The 21,496-nt window shown below is 62.1% G+C and carries 18 protein-coding genes, 1 tRNA gene and 1 pseudogene; 12 read left to right on the top strand and 8 right to left on the bottom strand.

The genetic code is table 11. The annotated features are described in order from the left end of the window. The first annotated feature begins 38 nt into the window (after positions 1-38). Both G606_RS0100185 and aroA read left to right on the top strand, forming a co-directional pair. Positions 39-114: transfer RNA gene (locus tag G606_RS0100185), tRNA-Asn, on the top strand. Between the two features lie 158 nt (positions 115-272). Then, the gene (gene aroA, locus G606_RS0100180; protein WP_051198231.1) at positions 273-1,676 is read left to right on the top strand and encodes a 3-phosphoshikimate 1-carboxyvinyltransferase; all 1,404 of its coding nucleotides are present in this window, start codon (positions 273-275) and stop codon (positions 1,674-1,676) included. A gap of 572 nt (positions 1,677-2,248) precedes the next feature. Here aroA and G606_RS0100175 read toward each other — a convergent pair. The 3 genes from G606_RS0100175 to G606_RS0100165 all read right to left on the bottom strand — a co-directional run bounded on the left by G606_RS0100175 (position 2,249) and on the right by G606_RS0100165 (position 8,099). Then, a complete protein-coding gene (locus tag G606_RS0100175) occupies positions 2,249-3,487 on the bottom strand; it encodes an acetate/propionate family kinase (protein ID WP_026644313.1) in 1,239 nt (412 codons plus the stop codon). Positions 3,488-3,696: 209 nt separating this feature from the next. Continuing rightward, on the bottom strand, positions 3,697-5,376 hold the full coding sequence (gene pta, locus G606_RS0100170; RefSeq protein ID WP_026644312.1) for a phosphate acetyltransferase: 1,680 nt from the start codon (positions 5,374-5,376) through the stop codon (positions 3,697-3,699). Between the two features lie 245 nt (positions 5,377-5,621). Further along, positions 5,622-8,099, bottom strand: a complete 2,478-nt coding sequence (locus tag G606_RS0100165) for a phosphoketolase (RefSeq protein WP_026644311.1) — start codon at positions 8,097-8,099, stop codon at positions 5,622-5,624. Positions 8,100-8,594: 495 nt separating this feature from the next. Between G606_RS0100165 and guaA the strand changes: the two genes are divergently transcribed. The 5 genes from guaA to G606_RS0100140 all read left to right on the top strand — a co-directional run bounded on the left by guaA (position 8,595) and on the right by G606_RS0100140 (position 13,165). Next, positions 8,595-10,157 (top strand): glutamine-hydrolyzing GMP synthase, encoded by a 1,563-nt coding sequence (guaA, locus tag G606_RS0100160; RefSeq protein WP_026644310.1) that lies wholly within the window; start codon positions 8,595-8,597, stop codon positions 10,155-10,157. A gap of 132 nt (positions 10,158-10,289) precedes the next feature. Further along, a complete protein-coding gene (locus tag G606_RS0100155; RefSeq protein WP_026644309.1) occupies positions 10,290-10,823 on the top strand; it encodes an AAA family ATPase in 534 nt (177 codons plus the stop codon). A 315-nt stretch (positions 10,824-11,138) separates the two neighbouring features. Next, complete coding sequence (locus G606_RS11285) at positions 11,139-11,390, top strand: hypothetical protein (protein ID WP_196799975.1); 252 nt, start codon at positions 11,139-11,141, stop codon at positions 11,388-11,390. Between the two features lie 319 nt (positions 11,391-11,709). After that, positions 11,710-12,531, top strand: a complete 822-nt coding sequence (locus tag G606_RS0100145; protein ID WP_026644308.1) for a helix-turn-helix domain-containing protein — start codon at positions 11,710-11,712, stop codon at positions 12,529-12,531. Positions 12,532-12,727: 196 nt separating this feature from the next. Next, positions 12,728-13,165, top strand: coding sequence for a GNAT family N-acetyltransferase (locus G606_RS0100140; RefSeq protein ID WP_231371358.1), 438 nt, complete (start codon positions 12,728-12,730; stop codon positions 13,163-13,165). Positions 13,166-13,211: 46 nt separating this feature from the next. On the opposite strand, the gene G606_RS0100135 is transcribed toward G606_RS0100140, so the two are convergent. The 3 genes from G606_RS0100135 to G606_RS09185 all read right to left on the bottom strand — a co-directional run bounded on the left by G606_RS0100135 (position 13,212) and on the right by G606_RS09185 (position 15,459). Further along, positions 13,212-13,868, bottom strand: coding sequence for a hypothetical protein (locus G606_RS0100135; RefSeq protein WP_026644306.1), 657 nt, complete (start codon positions 13,866-13,868; stop codon positions 13,212-13,214). A 602-nt stretch (positions 13,869-14,470) separates the two neighbouring features. Continuing rightward, entirely contained in the window at positions 14,471-14,920 is a 450-nt protein-coding gene (locus tag G606_RS0100130; RefSeq protein WP_026644305.1) for a DUF3021 family protein, read from the bottom strand. Positions 14,921-14,985: 65 nt separating this feature from the next. After that, the gene (locus G606_RS09185) at positions 14,986-15,459 is read right to left on the bottom strand and encodes a LytTR family DNA-binding domain-containing protein (protein ID WP_231371357.1); all 474 of its coding nucleotides are present in this window, start codon (positions 15,457-15,459) and stop codon (positions 14,986-14,988) included. A 250-nt stretch (positions 15,460-15,709) separates the two neighbouring features. Here G606_RS09185 and G606_RS0100120 point away from each other — a divergent pair, with 250 nt between their 5' ends. After that, on the top strand, positions 15,710-16,591 hold the full coding sequence (locus G606_RS0100120; protein WP_051198227.1) for a hypothetical protein: 882 nt from the start codon (positions 15,710-15,712) through the stop codon (positions 16,589-16,591). On the opposite strand, the gene G606_RS0100115 is transcribed toward G606_RS0100120, so the two are convergent. Continuing rightward, complete coding sequence (locus G606_RS0100115; protein WP_133120875.1) at positions 16,588-17,151, bottom strand: hypothetical protein; 564 nt, start codon at positions 17,149-17,151, stop codon at positions 16,588-16,590. The genes G606_RS0100120 and G606_RS0100115 overlap by 4 nt on opposite strands. 67 nt (positions 17,152-17,218) lie before the next feature. On the opposite strand from G606_RS0100115, the gene G606_RS11050 reads away from it, so the two are divergent. From G606_RS11050 to G606_RS0100095, 4 genes and pseudogenes are all read left to right on the top strand, one after another. After that, the gene (locus G606_RS11050; protein ID WP_155802677.1) at positions 17,219-17,380 is read left to right on the top strand and encodes a hypothetical protein; all 162 of its coding nucleotides are present in this window, start codon (positions 17,219-17,221) and stop codon (positions 17,378-17,380) included. A 12-nt stretch (positions 17,381-17,392) separates the two neighbouring features. Next, positions 17,393-17,979, top strand: a pseudogene (locus G606_RS0100105) (IS607 family transposase). Next, positions 17,972-19,261: an IS607 family element RNA-guided endonuclease TnpB gene (tnpB, locus tag G606_RS0100100; protein ID WP_026644301.1), complete on the top strand. Its 1,290-nt coding sequence runs from the start codon at positions 17,972-17,974 to the stop codon at positions 19,259-19,261. Before G606_RS0100105 ends, tnpB begins: the two are co-directional and overlap by 8 nt. 432 nt (positions 19,262-19,693) lie before the next feature. Continuing rightward, the gene (locus G606_RS0100095) at positions 19,694-20,410 is read left to right on the top strand and encodes a gamma-glutamyl-gamma-aminobutyrate hydrolase family protein (RefSeq protein WP_026644300.1); all 717 of its coding nucleotides are present in this window, start codon (positions 19,694-19,696) and stop codon (positions 20,408-20,410) included. Between the two features lie 68 nt (positions 20,411-20,478). Here G606_RS0100095 and G606_RS0100090 read toward each other — a convergent pair whose 3' ends face one another. Next, complete coding sequence (locus tag G606_RS0100090) at positions 20,479-21,480, bottom strand: aldo/keto reductase (protein ID WP_026644299.1); 1,002 nt, start codon at positions 21,478-21,480, stop codon at positions 20,479-20,481. Positions 21,481-21,496 lie beyond the last annotated feature (16 nt).

Raw genomic sequence — 21,496 nt, 5'->3', positions numbered from 1 at the left:
TCTTTCTGTTGCGTTGAAGAGATTCGACGAAGCAGTATTCCTGCGTAGCTCAGTTGGCAGAGCATCCGACTGTTAATCGGACGGTCACTGGTTCAAGCCCAGTCGCAGGAGCCAACAAGCCGCCTCCGGGCGGCTTTTTCGTTATCGGATCGCCGTGGGCGACGGCACCGGCCAGGGATGGTCGTGTGTGCGTTTCCGTGGCCATCGCGCACCCTCTTCGGCATGCGGGCCAGCGTGCACCGAGTTCAGCCGCCTCCGTTACGATGGGAGGCATGAATGAACCGAACCCTACGGCCGTCGTGGCCGATCCGTGGCCCGCGCCGCTCGCGACCGCACCATTGGATGCGACCGTCACGATTCCGGGCAGCAAATCGCTTTCCAACCGTTATCTCATTCTCGCCGCGTTGAGCGTCGACCCCGTGCGCATCCGCGGTCTGCTGCGCTCGCGCGACACCGACCTGATGATGAATGCGTTGCGTGCGCTCGGCGTGACCTGTCAGGAGGACGCCGACGACCCGACGACGGTCACGGTGACGCCGCCGCCGAACGGCGTGTTCAGGGGTGGCGCGGATGTCTTCTGCGGCCTCGCTGGAACGGTGATGCGCTTTGTGCCGCCGCTCGTGCTGTTCGCCGACGGCCCCGTGCGTTTCGACGGCGACGAGCAGGCGTATGCGCGGCCGATGGAGCCGCTGCTGTTCGGCCTCAAGCAGCTCGGCGCACATGTCGAATACCACGGCGAGGAAGGATGCCTCCCGTTCACGGTGACGCCGCCGACGAAACTCGGTTCCTCTGACGGCAAGCCGATCAAGATTCGCGTCGATTCATCGTCGTCCTCGCAGTTCGTCTCCGGCCTGCTGCTCGCGGCTTCCCGAATTCCCGGAGGCGTGCTGCTGCGCCACACCGGCCGTACGTTGCCGAGCCTGCCGCACATCCGCATGACGATGGAGGACATCAACGCGGCCGGCGGCGATGTGACGATGCCGGAACGGGGACGTTGGCTTGTGCAGCCGCGTATCCTCGATTTGCCGCGCACCGTGACCGTCGAACCCGACCTGTCGAACGCCGCGCCGTTCCTGGGCGCCGCGCTCATCGCGGGCGGCGACGTGCGTGTGCCGAACTGGCCGGCGCACACGACGCAGCCGGGAGGTCTGCTGCCGTCGATGCTGCACAAGTTCGGAGCGACGATCACGCTCGACGGCGAGCCGTTCAGCGAAATCAACGATTGTGAAATGTTCAACGACGACTTCTCCGGTCTGCTGTGTGTGAGCGGTGACGGCGCGATCCGCGGACTCGGCGAACTCGATCTGTCCGCGGCGGGCGAGATCGCGCCGAGCATCGCCGCCATCGCGACGCTCGCGGACGGGCCGTCCGAACTCGTCGGCATCGGACATCTGCGTGGCCATGAGACGAATCGTCTCAAGGCGCTCGTCACCGAGATCGAACGTGTCGGCGCGCACGCCGAGGAACTCGACAACGGCATCGCCATCGAACCGGTCGCCGACGACGAACTGCACGGCGCGGTCATGGAGACCTACGCCGACCATCGTATGGCCACTTTCGCGGCGATGCTCGGACTGCGCATCCCCGGCATCGAAATCAAGGACGTGCAGACGACGCGCAAGACGATCCCCGATTTCACCGGCATGTGGACGTCGATGCTCGCCCAGCATCAGTGACCCAACCGCCGCACTCCACAAACGGCAACTACGCCGACCCCTCTTTCGTGGGCGCCTCCACCCCGGACGGCGCCCGCCTTCATATGCTTACGGGTAGTCGTTCTTACGGGTAGCCATATCTACGGGTAGTCGTTCCCGTAAGCGATCGCTCTTACGGGCAGTTGCGTCTATGGGCGGCGATTCTTACGGGTAGTCACTCTTACGGGCAGTCACGTCTGCGTGGCTGCATCCCGTGACACTCATGACGGAATCGTTTCGCCGACGCGGTCGCCCGTAACGGATCAAGCGGAAGCTGCCTGCAGCGAGCGCTACCCGTAAGCAAGATGCCGCCCGTAAGAAAGGCGCCCCCGTAAGGATGAAGTACTGCCTGTAAGAAAGATGCTGCCCATAGGAGTGCTGCCTGTACGAAAGACAGCGCCGCCCGTAAGGCGAGGTGTTGCCCGTAAGACGAGGCCGGCGCAGCAACAAAAAAAGGAGGGACGACTTATTCGTCGTCCCTCCCTGTCATGCGTGTGTCATGTGCGACATGTGGTCGTCACGACCGGTGTCGCACTGCGCGATGACGGATACGCTCAGTCGGCGATCTTGTTGCCGTACGTGTCCTCGCCCTTCTCGACGATCGCCTGCGCACGCTGCGCGATCGCGAGTTCCTCGTTCGTCGGGTAGACAACGACGATCACCGAGGAATCCGGCGTGGAGATGATGCGCGGTTCCTTGGAACGCGTGTCGTTCTTCTCCATGTCGAGCTTGACGCCGAACGGCGCGAGCTTCTCGCATACCATGCGGCGCACGATTTCGTCGTTCTCGCCGACGCCGGCGGTGAAGGTGAGCACATCAAGGCCGCCGAGCTGCGCAGTGTAGGCACCGATGTAGCTGACGATACGGTGGACGTAGACGTCGAGCGCGAGCTTCGCGTCCTCGTTGCCCTCGGCGACGAGACGATGCACTTCACGCATGTCGCCGAAGCCGGTCATGCCCATCATGCCGGACTTCTTGTTGAAGAGGTCGTCGAGCTCGTCAACGTCCATCTGCGCGTTGCGCATCAGGTGGAAGACGGCGGCGGGATCGATGTCGCCGGTGCGCGAACCCATGACGAGGCCCTCGAGCGGGGTCAGGCCCATCGATGTCTCGATCGGACGGCCACCGAGCTCGGCGGATGCGGACGCGCCGTTGCCGATGTGCAGGACGATCTGCTTGAGGCTCTTTGCGGCCTGCGCGTCGATGCCGAGGAACTCCGGGATGCGCGAGGAGACGAACCAGTGGGAGGTGCCGTGCGCGCCGTAGCGGCGGATCTTGTACTTGTCGGCGACTTCCTTGTTGAGCGCGTAGGTGCTGGAGGCCTTCGGCAACTGCTGGAAGAAGGAGGAATCGAAGACGTAGACCTGCGGCACTTCCGGCATCAGCTGACGCATGACGCGCGCGCCCTTCGCCTCCGGTCCGTTGTGCAGCGGGGCGAGCACGGCGAGTTCCTCGACCTTCTCCGTCGTGGCCGGGGTCACGAGCGCCGGATCCGGGAAGGTGTTGCCGCCCTGGACGACGCGGTGGCCGACGGCGATGATGCCCGCCTCGTCGAGTTTCGGGCCGTACTCCTCGAAGAAGCCGAGCACGCGCTTGAGGCCCTGCTCATGGTTCTCGATACGCTCTTCGAGCTCATGCTTTTCGCCATTGTATTCGTACTTGTAATGACCGTCGATCGGCTCACCGATCTTCTCGACGAGACCCGATGCGATTCCCTCGCCGGTCTCGAGGTCGACGAGCTGGTACTTGATCGAGCTGGAGCCCGAGTTGATAACAAGGACGGTTTTCGCCATTGTGGCATCCTCCATTGGGTTATTACGTTCGCCGCGGTTGCGACTTTCCTCAAGACAGATTACTCAGCGAATGCTACAAACAGTCGAACGACATGACCGAATATGGACACGCGCCCGTTACCTGCGTCGCCCGATACGTCCTCGCAGAACGATGTTGGCCGGGCGCTCCCGATTGGGGAGCGCCCGGCCAACCGTGAGGTGCGCCGTGCTCAGTCGTTCTGCTGGGCTTCAATCGCGGTCAGCGCGATCGTATTGATGATGTCCTGGACGAGCGCGCCGCGCGACAGGTCGTTCACCGGCTTGTTCAGGCCCTGCAGAATCGGTCCGATCGCGACGGCGTTCGCCGTGCGCTGCACCGCCTTGTAGCAGATGTTGCCCGAATCGAGATCGGGGAACACGAAGACGGTGACGCGTCCGGCCACCGGGTTGCCGGCGGCCTTGACGGAGGCCACTTCGGGCGACCATGCCGCGTCAAACTGGATCGGGCCGACGAGTTCGAGATCCGGCGCCTTCTGCCTCACGATGCTCGTCGCTGCGTCGACCAGATCGACATCCGGTCCCTTGCCCGAGCCGAGCGTCGAATAGGAGAGCATGCCGACACGCGGCTCGACGGAGAAGGCCTTCGCCGTCTGCGCCGACTGCAGCGCGATGTCCGCGAGCTGCTCGGGGTCCGGGTCGAGGTTGATCGCGCAGTCGGCGAAGACCGAGACGTGGTCCTTGAGACACATGAGGAACGCGCCGGAGACCGACTTGATGCCGGGCTTCGTCTTGATGAGCTGCAGCGCCGGTCGCACCGTGTTCGCCGTCGAGCTGATCGCGCCGGAGACGAGGCCGTCGGCCTGTCCGAGCACGACGAGCATCGTGCCGAAGTAGTTCGGGTCGCGCAGCGTCTTGCGTGCCACGTCGGGCGTCATGCCCTTCTTCGCGCGCAGCTCGCACAGACGGTCGACCATGACGGCGAGCAGCTGCTCGTCCTCCATTGACTGGAAGCGCGCCTTGTCGAGGGAACGCAGTCCGAGGGTGCGTCCGCGCTCGAGGATGTCGTTCTGCTCGCCGATGATGATGAGGTCGCAGATGTCGGACTGCAGCAGATAGTCGGCGGCCTGGATGATGCGGTCGTCGGAACCTTCCGGCAGCACGATCGTCTTGCGGTCCGCCTTCGCGCGCGCGAGCAGATCATACTGGAACGCGTACGGCGTCGTCGGCGGCACGAAGGGGGAATCGAGCGTCTCCATCAGTTCGTGTTCGGGGACGTGCTCGTCGAACAGCGCGATCGCCTCGTCGGCGTGTGACAGATCGGACAGGTCGATGAACGGCAGCGTCCACACGCGCACGTCGTAGTTCTTGAAGTACTCCTTGAGCGTCGACGCCTGATCGTCCTTGCAGCCGGTGACGAACACGCCGATGACCTTGGTGCCCGCGTTCGTCACGACCTCGGAGCATGATTCGATCGTCTCGAGCACCTCGTCGGGCGCACGCCCGATTGTGCACACGGTGAGCAGGACCGGCGACTGCAGGTCCGCGGAGACGTCCGCGTTGAACAAGAAGCGTTCGGGGTCGCCGACCTTGGTCTTGTCGGAGCCGACGATGACGCGCGCCTGCGACCTGAGCACGGCGTTCGTGTCGATGAAGTTGGCGACGATCTGCTCGCGTGCCTCCTTCTTGCGCAGCCGCGCCGTCTGCAGCGTGACGCCGATGGCCTGCGCACGCGTCTGGCCCGATGACGTGTACTTGAGCAGCGTGTCGGTGAAGGTCTCGTCAGGGGAGACGGCGGGACGGAAGATGCTGGTGCGCAGATGCCTGGAGAGTGCGTTGACGACTCCGAGCGCGACGGCGTTGCGTCCGTTGCCGGGATTCGGGCTGAGGATGCTGACGTTCTTGAGACTCACTGTTCGCTCCTTCTGCGGTTTGCAAGTGCGGGGATGCCCCGGATCGGCGCGGCGCCGGAGGGCAGGGTAACGGCGTTGTTCACAAGCGACCATTCTACCCAGCGGCGATGCGCGCAGGTCGTCCGGCACGCACACCGGACGCAAATGTGAGCTAGATAACAGTTTGATGATACGAAGAACGGGGATCCGGACACTGTCCGAATCCCCGTTCCTATCGACTAGACGATGTCAGTCCTGAATGGGACTCACTCGTTGTCGCCCGCGGTGGCCGCGGTGGCGGAGAGCATCTGCGTCTCGTCGACCTTGACGTCCGGATACACCCAGTCGGTGAACTCCGGGATGTCGTAGCCGTTGTCGACCGCGAACTGGAACGCCTTCTTGCGGAACTCGTTGAGCTCCTTGATCTTGTCGGCGTACTTGTCGGCGTCGATCAGTTCGAGAGCCTGAGCTTCGAGCGCGTAGCGATCCATGTCGTTGACGCGGACCATGTCGAACGGCGTGGTCGTGGAGCCCTGCTCCTTGTAGCCGACGACGTGGAAGTTGTCGTGGTTCGGGCGGTCGTAGATGAGGCCGCGGACGTCCTGGGCATAGGAGTGGTACGCGAACAGGACCGGCTTGTCGGCGGTGAAGAGCTCGGCGAAGTCCTCGTTGGACATGGCTTCGTCATTGTTCTCCGGGGACTGCAGCTTGAGGAGGTCAACGACGTTGACGACCTTGAACTTGATGCCTTCCTTGTTCAGGGCGTCGGAAGCGGCCATGATCTCCTGCGTCGGGACGTCGCCGGCGGCGGCGAGGACGACCTGGACCTCGTCGTTGCTCTTGGCGTTCGAAGCCCACTTCCACTCGGCGGCGCCGGCCTCGAGCTCGGCGCGAGCCTCGTCGAGGGTGATCCACGTCGGAGCCGGCTGCTTGCCGGAGAAGATCGCGTTGATCTTGTTGGTCGACTTGAAGCACTTCTCGGCGATCGCGAGCAGCATGTTGGCGTCGGTCGCGAAGTAGATGTTCGTCACGTGGTCGTTGTTGAACGTCTTGTTGATCAGGACGGAGGTGACACCCGGGTCCTGATGCGAGAAGCCGTTGTGATCCTGACGCCACACGTGCGACGAGATCAGCAGGTTGACCGACGAGATCGGCTTGCGCCACGGGATCTCACGGACGGTGGCCTCGAGCCACTTCGCATGCTGGTTGAGCATCGAGTCGATCACGTGGGCGAAGGACTCATAGGTGCTCCACATGCCGTGGCGGCCGGTGAGGATGTAGCCCTCGAGCCAGCCCTCGCACTGATGCTCGGACAGCTGCTCGACGACCTGGCCGGTGACGGCCATGTTCTCGTCGACGAGAGCGGACAGGTAGCCGTTGTCCCACTGCTTCTTCGTGACCTCGTAGGTCGCGTTCAGACGGTTGGAAGCGGTCTCGTCCGGTCCGAAGATACGGAACGAATCCGGGTTGTTCTTGATGATGTCACGGCTGTAGGCGCCCAGCGAGCGCGGAGCCTCGACCTGGCCCCAGCCATGGCCGTATTCCTTGACGCCCTTGATCTCGTACTGATCGAGCTCCGGCAGGTTCAGCTCCTGACGGATGCGGCCGCCGTTGGCGTTCGGGTTGGCGCCGATGCGCAGCTCGCCCTTCGGCATGAACTCGGTGACGTCGTCCTTGATCGAGCCGTCGGCGTTGAAGAGCTCCTCCGGCTTGTAGGACTCCATCCAGCCCTTGAGGACCTCGAAGTGCTCCTCGGTGTCGCGGGCGGAGGCCAGCGGAACCTGGTGCGCACGCCAGGAGCCTTCGGTCTTCTTGCCGTCGATGAACTTCGGGCAGGTCCAGCCCTTCGGGGTGCGGAAGATGAGCATCGGGTAGAACGGGCGGGTCATGTCGTCCGTCTGGGCCGCGGCCTTGATGTCGCAGATCTCGTCGAAGATCGTCTCGAAGAGCTCGGCGAAGCGACGGTGGATCGACATGTGATCCTCGTTGTCGAAGCCGGCGACGAACTCGTACGGGTGGTAGCCCATGCCGCGGAAGAAGTCGTGCAGCTCTTCGTCGGAGATGCGGGCGAGGATCGTCGGGTTCGCGATCTTGTAGCCGTTGAGGTGCAGAATCGGAAGGACGATGCCGTCGGTGCGCGGGTTGACGAGCTTGTTGGACTGCCAGCCGGTGGCCAGCGGGCCGGTCTCGGCTTCACCGTCGCCGATGATGCACGGGACGAACAGGCTCGGGTTGTTCATGATCGCGCCGTAGGCGTGGGAGAGCGCGTAGCCGAGCTCGCCGCCTTCGTGGATCGAGCCCGGGGTCTCCGGAGCGAAGTGGGACGGGATGCCGCCCGGGTAGGAGAACTGGCGGAAGAACTTCTGCAGGCCAGCCTCATCCTTGGTGATGTTCGGGTAGTACTCGGTGTAGGTGCCATCGATGTAGGACTGCGCCGTACCGGCCGGGCCGCCGTGGCCAGGACCCATGATGAACACGGTGTTCTGCTGGTGGTCGGCGATGAGGCGGTTGATGTGGGCCAGAAGGAAGTTCAGGCCCGGGGTGGTGCCCCAGTGGCCGACGAGACGGTGCTTGACGTCGTCGCGGGTGAACGGCTCCTTCATCAGCGGGTTGCTGCGAAGATAAATCTGGCCGATGGACATGTAGTTGGCGACGCGCCAGTACTTGTCCATGCCTTCGATGGCTTCTTCCGAAACCGGGCGATCCAGCTTCTGCCAAGGGGTGCCAATAACAGGATTAGTCATGTGTGCTCCTGTACTCCTGCACATAGTGTGCGATTGATTTTTTCGGTGGGGACACGGGATCCGCATGTCCCTCCGTGAGGAAGGAACCCCGTGTCCGGTCGAGGAACATGTTACGCGGACTCGCTGACGTTTTGCGTTCTTTTGGTTAGGTGTGTGCGGAAATGTTTGATTTCTTATGCATTTTGGAAGAATCTGCTGTTGAAATGTGAATTCGGCCGACGAGTGAACAATGCTGAAAACCATTGGAATCACGGGGTTTCTGTATGATTCCGACTTCCGTCGCCGTTCGATTCCGTGTACGGATCGCGGCGTGTTGCATATAGTCCTTCCAATGCGTCCCGACCCTTGTGCGGGGCGCACTTGAACGCTTCAGCGCCGCCCGTGCCGGCGCATGCGCCCGCGGGGCCGCGGATATGGCCAATGTCTCCTTGCGGCAGCACAATATCTGTGTTGTAATGCCCGTAAGAGTGCAATCCGTCCGTCAAAGGGAGTTGTATGGCAACCGGTCCTGTCCTCGTCGTTGATTTCGGAGCCCAGTACGCGCAGCTCATCGCGCGCCGCGTACGTGAGGCCAATGTGTATTCCGAACTGGTCCCGCATTCGATGCCCGTCGACGAGATGCTCGCCAAGAACCCCTCGGCGATCATCCTGTCCGGCGGTCCCGCGTCCGTTTACGAGCCGGGCGCCCCGACGATCGATCCGAAGGTCTTCGGCGCCGGCGTGCCGGTGCTCGGTATCTGCTATGGCTTCCAGGTGATGGCCCACGAGCTCGGCGGCGACGTGGACAAGGCCGCGCTCGGTGAGTACGGCAAGACCGAGGCCGTCATCGACGAGCCGACCGGCATCCTCGACGGCTCGCCGTCGCTGCAGACGACGTGGATGAGCCACGGCGTCGCCGTGAACAAGGCGCCCGAGGGCTTCGAGGTCCTCGCGCACACCGAGGGCGCGCCGGTGGCCGCGATGGAGGATGAATCGCGAAAGCTCTACGGCGTGCAGTGGCACCCCGAGGTCCGCCACACGCCGCTCGGCCAGGACCTCATCGAGAACTTCCTGCACGAGTGCGCCGGCATCCCCGCCGATTGGAACGCGAAGAACATCATCGACGAGCAGGTCGAGGCGATCCGCGAGAAGGTCGGCGACGCGCAGGTCATCTGCGGCCTGTCCGGCGGCGTCGACTCCGCCGTGGCCGCAGCCCTCGTGCACCGTGCGATCGGCGACCAGCTCACCTGCGTCTTCGTCGACCACGGCCTGCTGCGCAAGGGCGAGGCCGAGCAGGTCAAGCACGACTTCGTCGCCGCCACCGGCATCAAGCTCATCGCCGTCGACGCCTCCGAGGACTTCCTCGACGCGCTCAAGGGTGTCTCCGACCCCGAGACGAAGCGCAAGATCATCGGCGAGAAGTTCATCCGCACCTTCGAGAAGGCGCAGCGTCAGGTGATCGAGGAGGCCGGCGCGCAGGGCAAGGAGGTCAAGTTCCTCGTGCAGGGCACGCTGTATCCGGACGTCGTCGAGTCCGGCGGCGGCGACGGCGCGTCGAACATCAAGTCCCACCACAACGTCGGCGGCCTGCCCAAGGACATCAAGTTCGAACTTATCGAGCCGCTGCGCTCGCTGTTCAAGGACGAGGTGCGCGCCATCGGCACCGAGCTTGGCTTGCCCGACGAGATCGTCTGGCGTCAGCCGTTCCCGGGTCCGGGACTGGGCATCCGCATCATCGGCGAGATCACGAAGGAACGCCTCGACCTGCTGCGCGACGCCGACGCGATCGCCCGCGAGGAGCTGTCGAAGGCCGGCCTCGACCGCGACATCTGGCAGTGCCCGGTCGTGCTGCTCGCCGACGTGCACTCGGTGGGCGTCCAGGGCGACGAACGCACCTACGGCTCGCCGATCGTGCTGCGTCCGGTCAGCTCGGAGGACGCGATGACGGCCGACTGGTCGCGCGTGCCGTACGACGTGCTCGCGACGATCTCGACGCGCATCACGAACGAATGCCGCCAGATCAACCGCGTTGTGCTCGACTGCACGTCGAAGCCGCCGGCGACGATCGAGTGGGAGTGACGCCGCCGATCGCGCGGTCGTCCTTCCGTGACGTCCTTCCTTACGGGCGGCGTCCGTCGAATTTTCGATTCGGCGGACGCCGCCCGTCATCGTCCTTGCGTCCCCTCCCGTGACCTGTGAAAGGTGGCCTTGATGATCATCCTGATCGCCGGTGCCTCGCATGCCGGCAAGACGGCGCTCGCGCAGCGGTTGCTCGAACGCCACGGCTACCCGTACCTGTCGATCGATCATCTGAAGATGGGGCTGATCCGCGCCGGTCGTACGCCGCTGACGCCCGAGGACGACGACGCGCTCACCGATTACCTGTGGCCGATCGTGCGCGAGATGGTCAAGACCGCCATCGAGAACGGGCAGCATCTCATCGTCGAAGGCTGCTACATCCCGTTCGACTGGGCGCGCGATTTCGAACCGCGCTACCTTGCGCACATACGCTACCGTTGCATCGTGCTGAGCGAACGCTACATCCGCGCGCATTTCGACGACGTCCTGCGCTACGCGAACGTTATCGAGCGGCGCATCGACAGCTCGTCGTGCACGATGGAGCACATCATCGACGACAACGCGCGCACGCTCGCGCAGGCCCGCGCGCACGGCGTCGATGTCCTGCTCGTCGACGACGTCTATGACGTCGACCTCGATGCGGACTTCGGGACGGAGGAGCCATGACCCACGATTCGTCCGGGCCTGCGAGCGGGACGTCACCGTCCGTGTGCTGGGCGCGCCGGATGCGACGCGTCCTTGTCGTCGGGTGCCCCGGCACCGGCAAAAGCACGTTCTCGCGCAGGCTGCGGGACGTGACCGGATTGCCGTTGCATCATCTGGACCTGCTGTGGCACAAACCGGACATGACGACGGTCACGACCGACGAATTCGACGCACGTCTGCGGGGGATCCTCGAAGGGGACGCATGGATCATCGACGGCAACTATATGAGGACGCTGGAATGGCGCCTCGAACGCTGCGACACCGTCTATTTCCTCGATGTGCCGAACCGAGACGTGCCTCGCCGGCGTCGAGGCGCGCATCGGTGTGCGGCGCGAGGACCTGCCGTGGGTGGAGCGCGAGTTCGACGGAGAGTTCAGGCGATACATCATCGATTTTCCGCGCGACTGCCGGCCACAGCTCGTCCATATGCTCGATGATGCGGCCCGGCGTGGCGTGCGTGTGTGCACGTTGCGCTCACGCGACGAATTCGAGGCGGCGCTCGCCGATGTGCGCGCGCAATATGGGTGATGCGCGATGGGGCTGATCGGTCGCGGCCGTGTTCGGTGTGCTGTCGTTCGTACAGTCGTCAATCATCCTGTGGATTTCGATTCAGCTCATCGGTTTTCCCCGAAGGAACGTCGGCTTCCGGACACTCGCGTATATGCTGCCGGCGATGACGTTGGTAAGTCCCGGCCTGCTCGTTCTGTTTGACTTTCCGACGGCCTCATGCCGGCTCAACCGTTGGTTGAGTCGGCCGATTCAACCAACGGTGTGTGTGAAAAATGGATGTCGGCGCCGTCTTGTGGTCCGGATGCCTGTAGCGTGAATGGCGAAAGGAGCGAAGACGATGAATCAGACAACGATCGGCGCGTTCATCGCCGAGCGCCGCAAGGCGAAGAACCTGACCCAGCTGCAGTTGGCGCGCAAATTGAACATCACCGACCGCGCGGTCTCAAAATGGGAGACGGGCAAGAGCTTGCCCGACGCGTCCATCATGTTGCCGCTGTGCGCCATATTGGGCATCACGGTGAACGAACTGCTCAGCGGTGAGGAGCTGACGAACGAGGACGCGGGACGCAAGGCGGACGAGAACCTGCTCGCGCTGCGACGCAAGGGCGAGCGCGCCGTGCACTGGAACCGCGTCACGGCGATCGCGCTTTCCGCGCTGATGCTCGTGGGCATGCTGACCTGCCTGATCTGCGATCTGTCGACATCGGGGACGCTCACATGGTCGCTGATCCCCGTCAGCTCCATCCTCTACGCGTGGATGGTCATCGTGCCGGCGATGCTCATGCGAGGCAGTGGCCTGTACGTCGCTCTGGGCGCGTTGACGGCGTTCACGATTCCGTATCTGTTCGTGCTCAGCCGTCTGCTGCATGTCGGGCGCGTGCTGTCGATCGGTGCCGCGGTGTCGATTCCCGCGTTCGTGCTCCTATGGGCGGCGGCCTTCGTCTTGCGGACATATGGCGGGCGTCGTCGGCTGATTGCGTGGGGCGTCTTCTGCGCACTGGCGGCGTTGCTTGAAATTGCCATCAACCTCATCCTGTCGCATATGCTTGGTGAGCCGGAGTTCGAGATCTCGGATGCCCTCACCATCACATTCCTGCTGCTCGTATCGGGCGGCTGTTTCGTCCGTTATGCCGTTACGAGGAGATCCACGGCTGGATGATCGGATATTGTGAAGGGTGCGTGACCGACGTTGTCTGCGCGCCCTTCACACATGCAGTGATGGCTGCCGTCGACGGCCGAGCTTTCTGGTGAGACATGTCGTCGTGGAAATGAGACGGCGGCGATCGGGCTTCGGGTGTTGCCTGATAATCGTATCGCACCGTAAGACGGTTTCCGCCGAGGAGAGGGGGCACCCGATGATGATCAGGGAAGCGAACGAAGAGGATCTTGATGCGTTGCTCGAACTGTATCTTGATCTGCACGAGCGGTCGGTTCCGGAGCATGACGAACGATTGTGGGATGCATGGGCGCGCATCCTCGCCGATCCCGACCACCATCTCATCGTCTGCGAGGAGGACGGGCGCATCGTCTCCTCATGCGTGTGCGTCGTCATCCCGAACCTGACACGCGGAGTGAGGCCATATGCGTTCGTCGAGAATGTAGTGACGCAGGCGGACGCGCGCGGCCGTGGCTATGCGACCGCGTGCCTCGACCATGCGCGTATGCTTGCGCGGAGGGCTGGCTGCTACAAGATGATGCTGCTCACCGGATCCCATGACCCGGAGACGCTCGACTTCTATCGCCATGCCGGTTACAACAGCACCGACAAGACCGCCTTCATCCAGTGGCTGTAGGGCGTCGCAACTTCCGGGCAGCGTGGTTCTTTTCCCGGTGAGCCGATCATCCCACCGAATCCAGCAATGCCGCGATTTGTTCGGCATCGCTCAATGGCGCGATGACGCGGCTGTCGAGCGCGAGCGAATGCAGGATGCGCAGTTCCCGGTTCCTCCGCTCTTCAAGGCAGGCGATGTATCCCCCGTATCCGCGCAGTCCATGCGCTTCGCCATACCCCTGTGATGTGTGGTAGTCGATGACGGCGTTGAGCCAGCCATCGCCGCGTTCGTTGCGAACGCCGTCGATTGCGGCGCGCGCGTCCGGCTCGTCGATGTAGACGACCGTCGGACGCAATGGTTCGATGATCGCCGCGATCTCGCTGATATAGCGTCGTGATTCGTCTTCGTCCATGCCGAAGCGCATCATCGTCTCGCACATCGGGTTCTGCAGCAGGATGCAATTGAACACGTAGACCGTATCAGGTCTGACGTGGGCGGCGAACGTGCGCCATGCATCGAGTATCGTGGCGCGTTCCGTCGCGAAATCGGGGAAGTCGTAGTCGCCGACGTCTGCGGGATGGCTTGTGGCTCCCTCGTCGACGCAGACGACATCCCTGCCGCGCGCCCGCAGATCGGCGGCGATCATCTCGGCAGTCGTGCTCTTTCCGCTGCCCGGCAGACCTTCGACGATGATCAGCCGGGTGTGGGTGTCCTGTGTATCCATGGCGTCATGCTACAGCGTCGCATGTATCCGAAAGGGGAAAGCATGCGGCGATTCGTGCATATGTCGTAGTGAAAGGCGCGTGTGCGCATGCTGCCGTCCGATTTATCGTCGTCGGCCTTGCGGATCTCCTGCCCGAACCGTGGTTCTGCGAGGAGAATCCGTTCGCGATGTTGTGCAATCCGCGTACTGCTTCCGGCCAGTCGCGTATCTCTTGGATTATGCGATGGCTGTCATAGGCTCGGTATCCGAGCGCGCATGCTTGCTGAACGCCATCGGTAACACAAGCGGGCGTATACGGCGTCTACTAGTGCAAGTTCGTCCACGATTCCTCGATGATTGGTGTCACCGCTAATCAGCGACCGGTCGTCGAGGATAATCGACCGGTCACTGAGCAATGGTTGTGGTAGCGGATGCCGGCTCGCTAGTCTGATGTCATTTCGATGCGGTTGTGCAACCGCGCGGAAGAGTGACATCATACCACTGAAGAGAGTAATCAGAGAAGAAATCCACGACACGAATGTTGACTGCCCTATGCGTGTCAGGAGACCGGCACGCTGAGCTATGACGGAGGATGTGTGAATCATTGACGGTACGACTCGTCATCAGTGGGAGATCTGCTGACGGCGCTTGAGATAATCGTTCATCGTGCGCACATTGCTGCGGAACACGACGCCGCAGATCGCGCAGATGATGAGCGTCACCACGAGAATCATCACAATCGTCGAGATGACGGCCCAGACGCCGTATTCGCGCGGAATCCAGCCGATCCACCATGCGATGCACGTGTAGATGATCGTGCCGGGGACGATGGCGACGATGAGCTTGATCCAGGTGGCGAGCCGGTCGCTGACCCAGATGATGGCGGGCGCGCCGAATGCGATGCCGATGACGAGTGTGGCCACGAACTGCTTCACCAGCATCGAACCGGTACTTCCTCCCATGATCATGCCGGCGATACCCGAAAAAAGCGAGCCGATGAATGAGGCGATGCCGATGCCCGTTGCGGTGTATATGGCGAGCGTCTTTCCGATGGATGGATTGGAGTTGTTCATGATTATCCTTTGTGTTGAGTGAGGGTATATCTGAGGAGCTCTGTGGCGGGATGAGAGGACGGCTCTTACATGCCGAGTGCCCGTTTGAACGCGCGCAGATACCGGCGTGAGATCCATTCCTCCGAGCCATCGTGCATGCGCACGCTCATCGCGCCGCCGAAGCCCGGTTCTATGCGGTCGATGGCATGCAGATTCACAATCGCGGATTTGCTGATGCGGATGAAATCATTGCCAAGCGTGTGCTCGAGTTCATACAGTCGACTGTGCGAGGTGAGCGTGCCTTTCGCGGTCACGAGCTGTACGGTGCCCTTGTCCGTGCGTGCGATGTACACGTCGGGGGCCTGCACGATGATCGCACTGCCTCCCTGCATGCCGATGACCGCGTTCTTCAGTGCCTGCTCCTGCTCGATGATCGTGGAATCGGCGCCGATCGAGGCAAGCAGTGCGACCGCATGGTCAAGTTCCGGCGATGCGGACCTGGCCGCTATGCGCGCCTGTTCCTTGGCGATGGTGGGTCGCATGGTCAATTCGACTCGCATCATGCTCCTTCGTGCGATAAGTGTCTGAGTGTGTGTATGTATTCAGCCTAACGTTGCGCTCGGCAGATTTTGGGTCAACACAGGTGAACGGTTGCTCTGGGCGTGTGAGTGGTCAGATTGTTCGGCCGGCTGCAAGGTGATGGCAATCGAGCGCTGCCTGCAAATCGGCTCAGGCCGTAGAGAAATCAACCGGTAGTGCACCCGAGGCTCATTAGGATGAAACACATTCATGGAGTGAGGAGAGTCAGGCATGGCAGACACGAAACAACAGCGGCTGCAGAAACTGGCCGAGGGCAGTGGCGTCTTCGGATACGACCACCACATGCGGCTGCATGCGCTACGCACGGCGAATGGTGTGGCCGTGATCCTGCTCGGATTCGCAATCGGTCACTTCCTGATGCTGCTGCCGCAGCACAACAGCGCGGACATCGACGAGATCATCAAAGGGCTCGACCGTGCAATCGGCATCATGACGAAGGAACTCGTGGACCTGCCGGAGAATCAACGGCACCCGGAATCGTTCATTGTGGAAGTACTCGGTGTGATCGTCGGATGCATCATTCTCAGACACACGCAGCGTCAGGATGACGATTATGTGGCGACGTTCCACCGCATCGAGCAGTTCTACACGCCCGCACAACGCCGTCGTTACCGTGTGCGCGGCTGGCTGTCCGCGCTCGCGGGTGCGTTGGTGATCGCCATCGCGCACCTATTGCTGGCGGTGTTCGCCGTGAATTGTCCGAGTGCACTCGTGCAGGCACTGTCCATGCTCAGTGTGGCGGTGGGCGTGTGGCTGCTCATCCATGGATTCGACATGGCGGGGCGCACCAATCTCTTCTCCTATAATTTCCGCGCACTCAGACACGTGAACATCTATGAACTCGGCCTCAACCAGGATGCCGATGAGCGCGAGCGGCTCATCGGCGAGAAGCGGCTCTCGAGCATCTACTCGTCGATCAAGACGTTCGCGGTGATCCTCGCCGTTCTCGCGGCATTCGCGCTGTACTATCTGCCCACGCTGCACACCGTGTATTTCTGGGTGCCGATTGCAGCCGTGTACATCATCGCCGCGATCTGTGAGGTGTTTGTGATGCGCGCGGCGCGCCGCAAGTACGAGCCCGACTTCGACTAGTCTGCTTCGGGTAATGGTGATTGACGGTCCGTGGTCGGCTGCCCATGTTCGGCGGTGGCGCGCTTGAGACAGGCGATGAACGCCTGCGGCAGTTCCGGCGCCATCGTGAGGATGATTCGTTCTACGGGTATCTTGAGGTCGCTCGCTCCACGATAGGCCATCATGCTCAGGATGCTACCGGTGGCGCTTTCGAAGACGATGCGTGCGCTGACTTCATCCACCTTCTTGTCCGGGAAAAGACGTGTGATGATGACGGGCAGCATCTGCATCATCGCTGCCTTCACCTCGCGTTCCACCAGTGATGCATTCGGTCCGTTGAGCAGCCGGCACAGCATGTCGATGTACTCGCTTCTCATCGACACCCGTTCTTTGACTATCGCGTCCAATTGCCTGTTGGCGTTGTCCGGGGCGTTGCCGGCGGTGAGGAACGACAGCAATGCTAGCGGTAGTTCATACGGAAGCGCCCGTTCGAGCGCGGCATCGGCGAGTTTGTCGATGTTGTCGGAATAGTAGTAGAACGTGCTGCGGTTGCAGTGGCAGTCCTCGGTGAGCTCGCGCACGGTGATCTTGTCGACGGACTGCGTGATGAGTCGCGTGAGCATCGCTTGTTCGAGACGATTCTGCACATTGTCTTCCGGACTGTTCCTGCGCGGCGTGATGCTGCGCGGCGAAGGGTTCCTTGCGATTGGCGTGGATCTGCTCGTTCTGTGCGGGTTCTTGCTCGTGTTCTTTGTACTGGGGGTTGTAGCCAGCTACCTTAACTATCTGCTTTTGTCTGTTTTCGTATGATATAATTAAGTCATGCGTGTCAGGGAATGGGCGAAACGCGAGGGCTTCAACGAGCAGACGGTGTGGCAGTGGTGCCGTGAGAACCTATGCCCGTTCCGTTCGAGCGCATGGCGACGGGTACGATAATCATCCACGACCCGAAATACGAGAGCCAACCCGTCACCCCCACGGCGAATGGAAGGACGGTGTGTTATGCGCGTGTCAGCTCGGCTGACCAGAAGGCCGATTTGACACGTCAGGCCGACCGGTTGAGAGCGTTCGCTCTTGGCATGGGAGTGGAGAAGCCGGAAATCGTCACAGAGACGGGTTCCGGCATGAACGACAGGCGGCGCAAGCTCAACCGGCTATTGTCCGATCCGACCGTGGGCACGCTGATTGTGGAGCACAGGGACAGGCTCGCCCGCATGAACGCGGGACTGGTGGAGAGCGCGTTGAAGGCGCAGGGACGCCGAATCATCGTGGTGGACGACACGGAGCTGGATGACGATTTGGTGCGCGACATGACCGAGGTGCTGACCTCGTTCTGCGCCCGGCTGTACGGGCGTCGCGCAGCCAAGCACAAGACGGACGCGGCGTTGAAGGCGGCGCGTGATGCTTGAAGCGGTCAAGGTGGCGCTCGACCCGACTCCACGGCAGGAACGATTGTTGGAATCGCACGCCGGGGCGGCGCGATTCGCCTACAACAGGGGGCTGGCGCACGTCAAGGACATGCTCGAACGCGGCGATACCCCCGAATGGTCGTACTATGCCTTGCGTAAGTGGTGGAACCAAGCCAAGGACACGCTCGCTGTGGACGAGACCACGGGAGAACCATGGTGGCCTAAGAACAGCAAGGAGGCATACAACAGCGGCCTCGAATCATTGGGCGACGCGCTGAAGAACTTCTCCAAGTCCCGCAAGGGGCAGCGGAAAGGCCGCAGGATGGGGTTCCCGCGCTTCAAGTCCAAGGACTCCGGCATTCGGCGCTTCGCGTATACGACCGGCTCGTTCGGCCTCATCGACCATGACCCATACGCGCTAAAACTCCCGAGGATAGGCCGTGTGCACTGCATGGAGGACGTGTTCAAGAGAGTGGACGGCGCGAAGGTGCGGCGCATGAGCGTGTCCCGCAGTGCGGGACGCTGGCAGGCCAGTCTGACCGTCGAACGAGCCGACAATCCCGCACTCAAGCCTCCGAAGGGTGGGAGCGTCGGAATCGACTTGGGCGTGAAGGAGCTCGCCACATTGTCGGACGGCACCGTGATACGCAACCCGCATGCCTTGAAGTCGAATCTCACGCGTCTGAGGAAAGCCCAGCGGAGCCTGAGCCGCAAACGGAAGGGCTCCAACCGCCGCCGCAAGGCGAGGGCGAACGTGGCGCGCCTGCACGCACGTGTAGCCAACCTGCGACGCGACCTCTTGGACAAGACCATCTCCATGCTCGCCCATACCTACGCGGACGTCAGCATCGAGGATTTGAACGTGGCGGGCATGGTTAAAAACCACGGGCTCGCCCAATCGATTCAGGACGCCGCATTCGCGGAGTTCCGACGCCAACTGACCTACAAGACCGCACGCGCCGGCACGAGACTGCACGTCATCGACCGCTGGTATCCAAGCTCGAAGACCTGCTCGAACTGCGGGACGGTGAAAACCAAACTATCCCTATCCGAACGCGTCTACCATTGCGACAAGTGCGGACTGTCCATCGACCGTGATTTGAACGCGGCCATCAACATCCAAGTCGCCGGGAGTGCCCCGGAGACGTTAAACGCGCGTGGAGGAAGCGGAAGACAGACCCGCCTTGAGTGCGGGACAATGCGGCATCCAGCGAAGCGTGAACCAAGCGGCGGCGAGAGTCGTGTGAGACTTGGAGCTGGTCTCGGCAACGAGGCCATGTAGATGACTTCGCTCTAGCGGCAAGCTAAAACAAAGTCATCTACAACGGCACTCGGTTTTCGCAAAAAACATGCTCATAAGCACACGGAACCGAGCATCCGCTAGCTTCGCTACTGCGGTGAATGCCGCCCGTTGGCGCGGGGCCTGCGGTCTGCTATGGAAACCCATAGGTCCCACGCCAACGGGCAGCATGTGTGTAGCGCTGTCGGCGACTGCCGAATCGATGTTGCGCACACCCACGTCGAACAGCCGGATCAGCGCATCGACTGGAAGTCGGGTGCGGTAGGTCCCATGCTCGCAACGTATGGGATGTACGTGTAGGCTTGCGTCTTGCGTGTCTGAAATGGGTTCGTAATCGTCCGGTCATCGCGCATGTGCCGTTTACGGGTAGCGTGTGGACTCGAATATGCCGATCCGAATCCTTGGAGGAGTTCCATGAAACCGGTGATTGCGGTGATGCCGCTCGTTGACGACGCTCGTGACAGTTACTGGATGCTGCCCGGGTATTTCGATGCGTTACGGCAAGCAGGTGCGCTGCCGTTCATGCCGGCGTTGACGCGCGACGCCGACGAGATCGAGCAGATCTTCTCGATGTGCGATGGCCTCCTGCTGACTGGCGGCCATGATGTGCACCCTATTCGTTACGGGCAACAGCCGCGTTATCCGGACATGGAGTTCAGCGAAGCGCGCGACGAGATGGAATTGCGGCTGCTTGCGCTTGCGCTTGCCGCCGATAAGCCGGTGTTCGGCATATGCCGCGGATTGCAGATCATGAACGTGTTCTTCGGCGGCACGTTGTATCAGGACCTTCCCCACGAGTTCGATTCCGATGTCGACCATCATCAACGCCCGCCATACGACCGCACCGTCCATGATGTACGGGTGGTGCAAGGCAGCCCGTTGCATGATGTGCTTGCCGCGACGCTGGGGGAGGATGGTGTGCTACCCGTAAACAGCTACCATCATCAGGCGGTCCGTAAACTTGGTGAGGGACTGCGGCCGATGGCGATCAGCGAGGACGGGCTTGTCGAAGCGGTCTATGCTCCCGCTAGCACGTTCGTTCAGGCGGTGCAGTGGCATCCGGAGTTTCTGCATGGCAGCGACGAGGCTAGCCGGCGCATCCTGAGAGCCTTTACGGGAGCCTGTAGTTGACATGCTCCCTGCGCTCATGGAAGCAGGCTTATGTAAGCGTTGCACATACGAGCGCAGGGAGCATGTTCCTATTTCGCGTCGAGCAGCACGGTGCCCTGCGGCGGATTGTGGTCGATTGCGCCGACGACGCGATGCGGCGTGTACGGTTCCTCGAGGTAGGCGATCTCCTCCGGCGTGAGCGCCACGTCGAGCGCGGCCGCGGCGTCGGCGAGATGCGAGGCCTTCGTGGCGCCGACGATGGGTGCGGCGACGCTCTTCGCCCACAGCCATGCGAGAGCGATCTGTGACATCTTGACGCCGTGCTTGTGCGCGAGCTCATTGACGCGCGCGATGATGCGCATGTCGTCACTCTTGGCGTTGTCGTATTTGCCGCGCAGCACCGGGTCGGTCTCGCTGCGCAGTGTGTCCGCGTCCCATGTGGGGCGCGTCAGGTGGCCGCCGGCGAGCGGCGAGTACGGCATCAGCGAGACGTTCATCTGCTTGCAGATCGGGATGAGCTCGCGCTCGTCTTCGCGATACAGCAGGTTGTAGTGGTCCTCCATCGTCTGGAACTGTGCCCAGTTGTTGTCGCGCGCGGCGATCTGCATCTCGAAGAACTGGTATCCGTACATCGCCGACGCGCCGATCGCGCGCACCTTGCCCTGCTCGATCAGATCATTGAGCGCTTCCATCGTCTCCTCGATCGGCGTGTCGTAATCGAAGCGATGGATGATGTACAGGTCGAGATAATCGGTGCCGAGTCGCTTGAGCGTGCCGTCGATCTCGTGATGGATTGCCTTCGAGGAGAGGCGTCCGGGGTTGAAGTAGACCTTCGAGGCGATGACGACCTTGTCGCGCTGCGTGGATTTGCGCAGCGCATTGCCGAGGTACTCCTCGCTCGTGCCCTTCGAGTAGACGTTCGCCGTGTCGAAGAAGTTGAGGCCCATGTCGAGCGCTTCGGCCACGACAGCGTCGGTCCCGTCCTGGTCGAGCGTCCACTGATGCATCGAGCCCGGCTCGCCGAAACTCATGCATCCCACGCAGATCTTGGACACCTTGATGTCCGTGTTGCCCAATGTCGTGTATTGCATCGCGTCTCCTTAGCTG

Origin of the sequence: Bifidobacterium sp. AGR2158 (assembly GCF_000424225.1) — a bacterium.
In the GTDB taxonomy this organism is placed as follows: Bacteria; Actinomycetota; Actinomycetes; order Actinomycetales; family Bifidobacteriaceae; genus Bifidobacterium; species Bifidobacterium anseris.
This window is presented reverse-complemented; position numbering and strand designations above follow the sequence as displayed.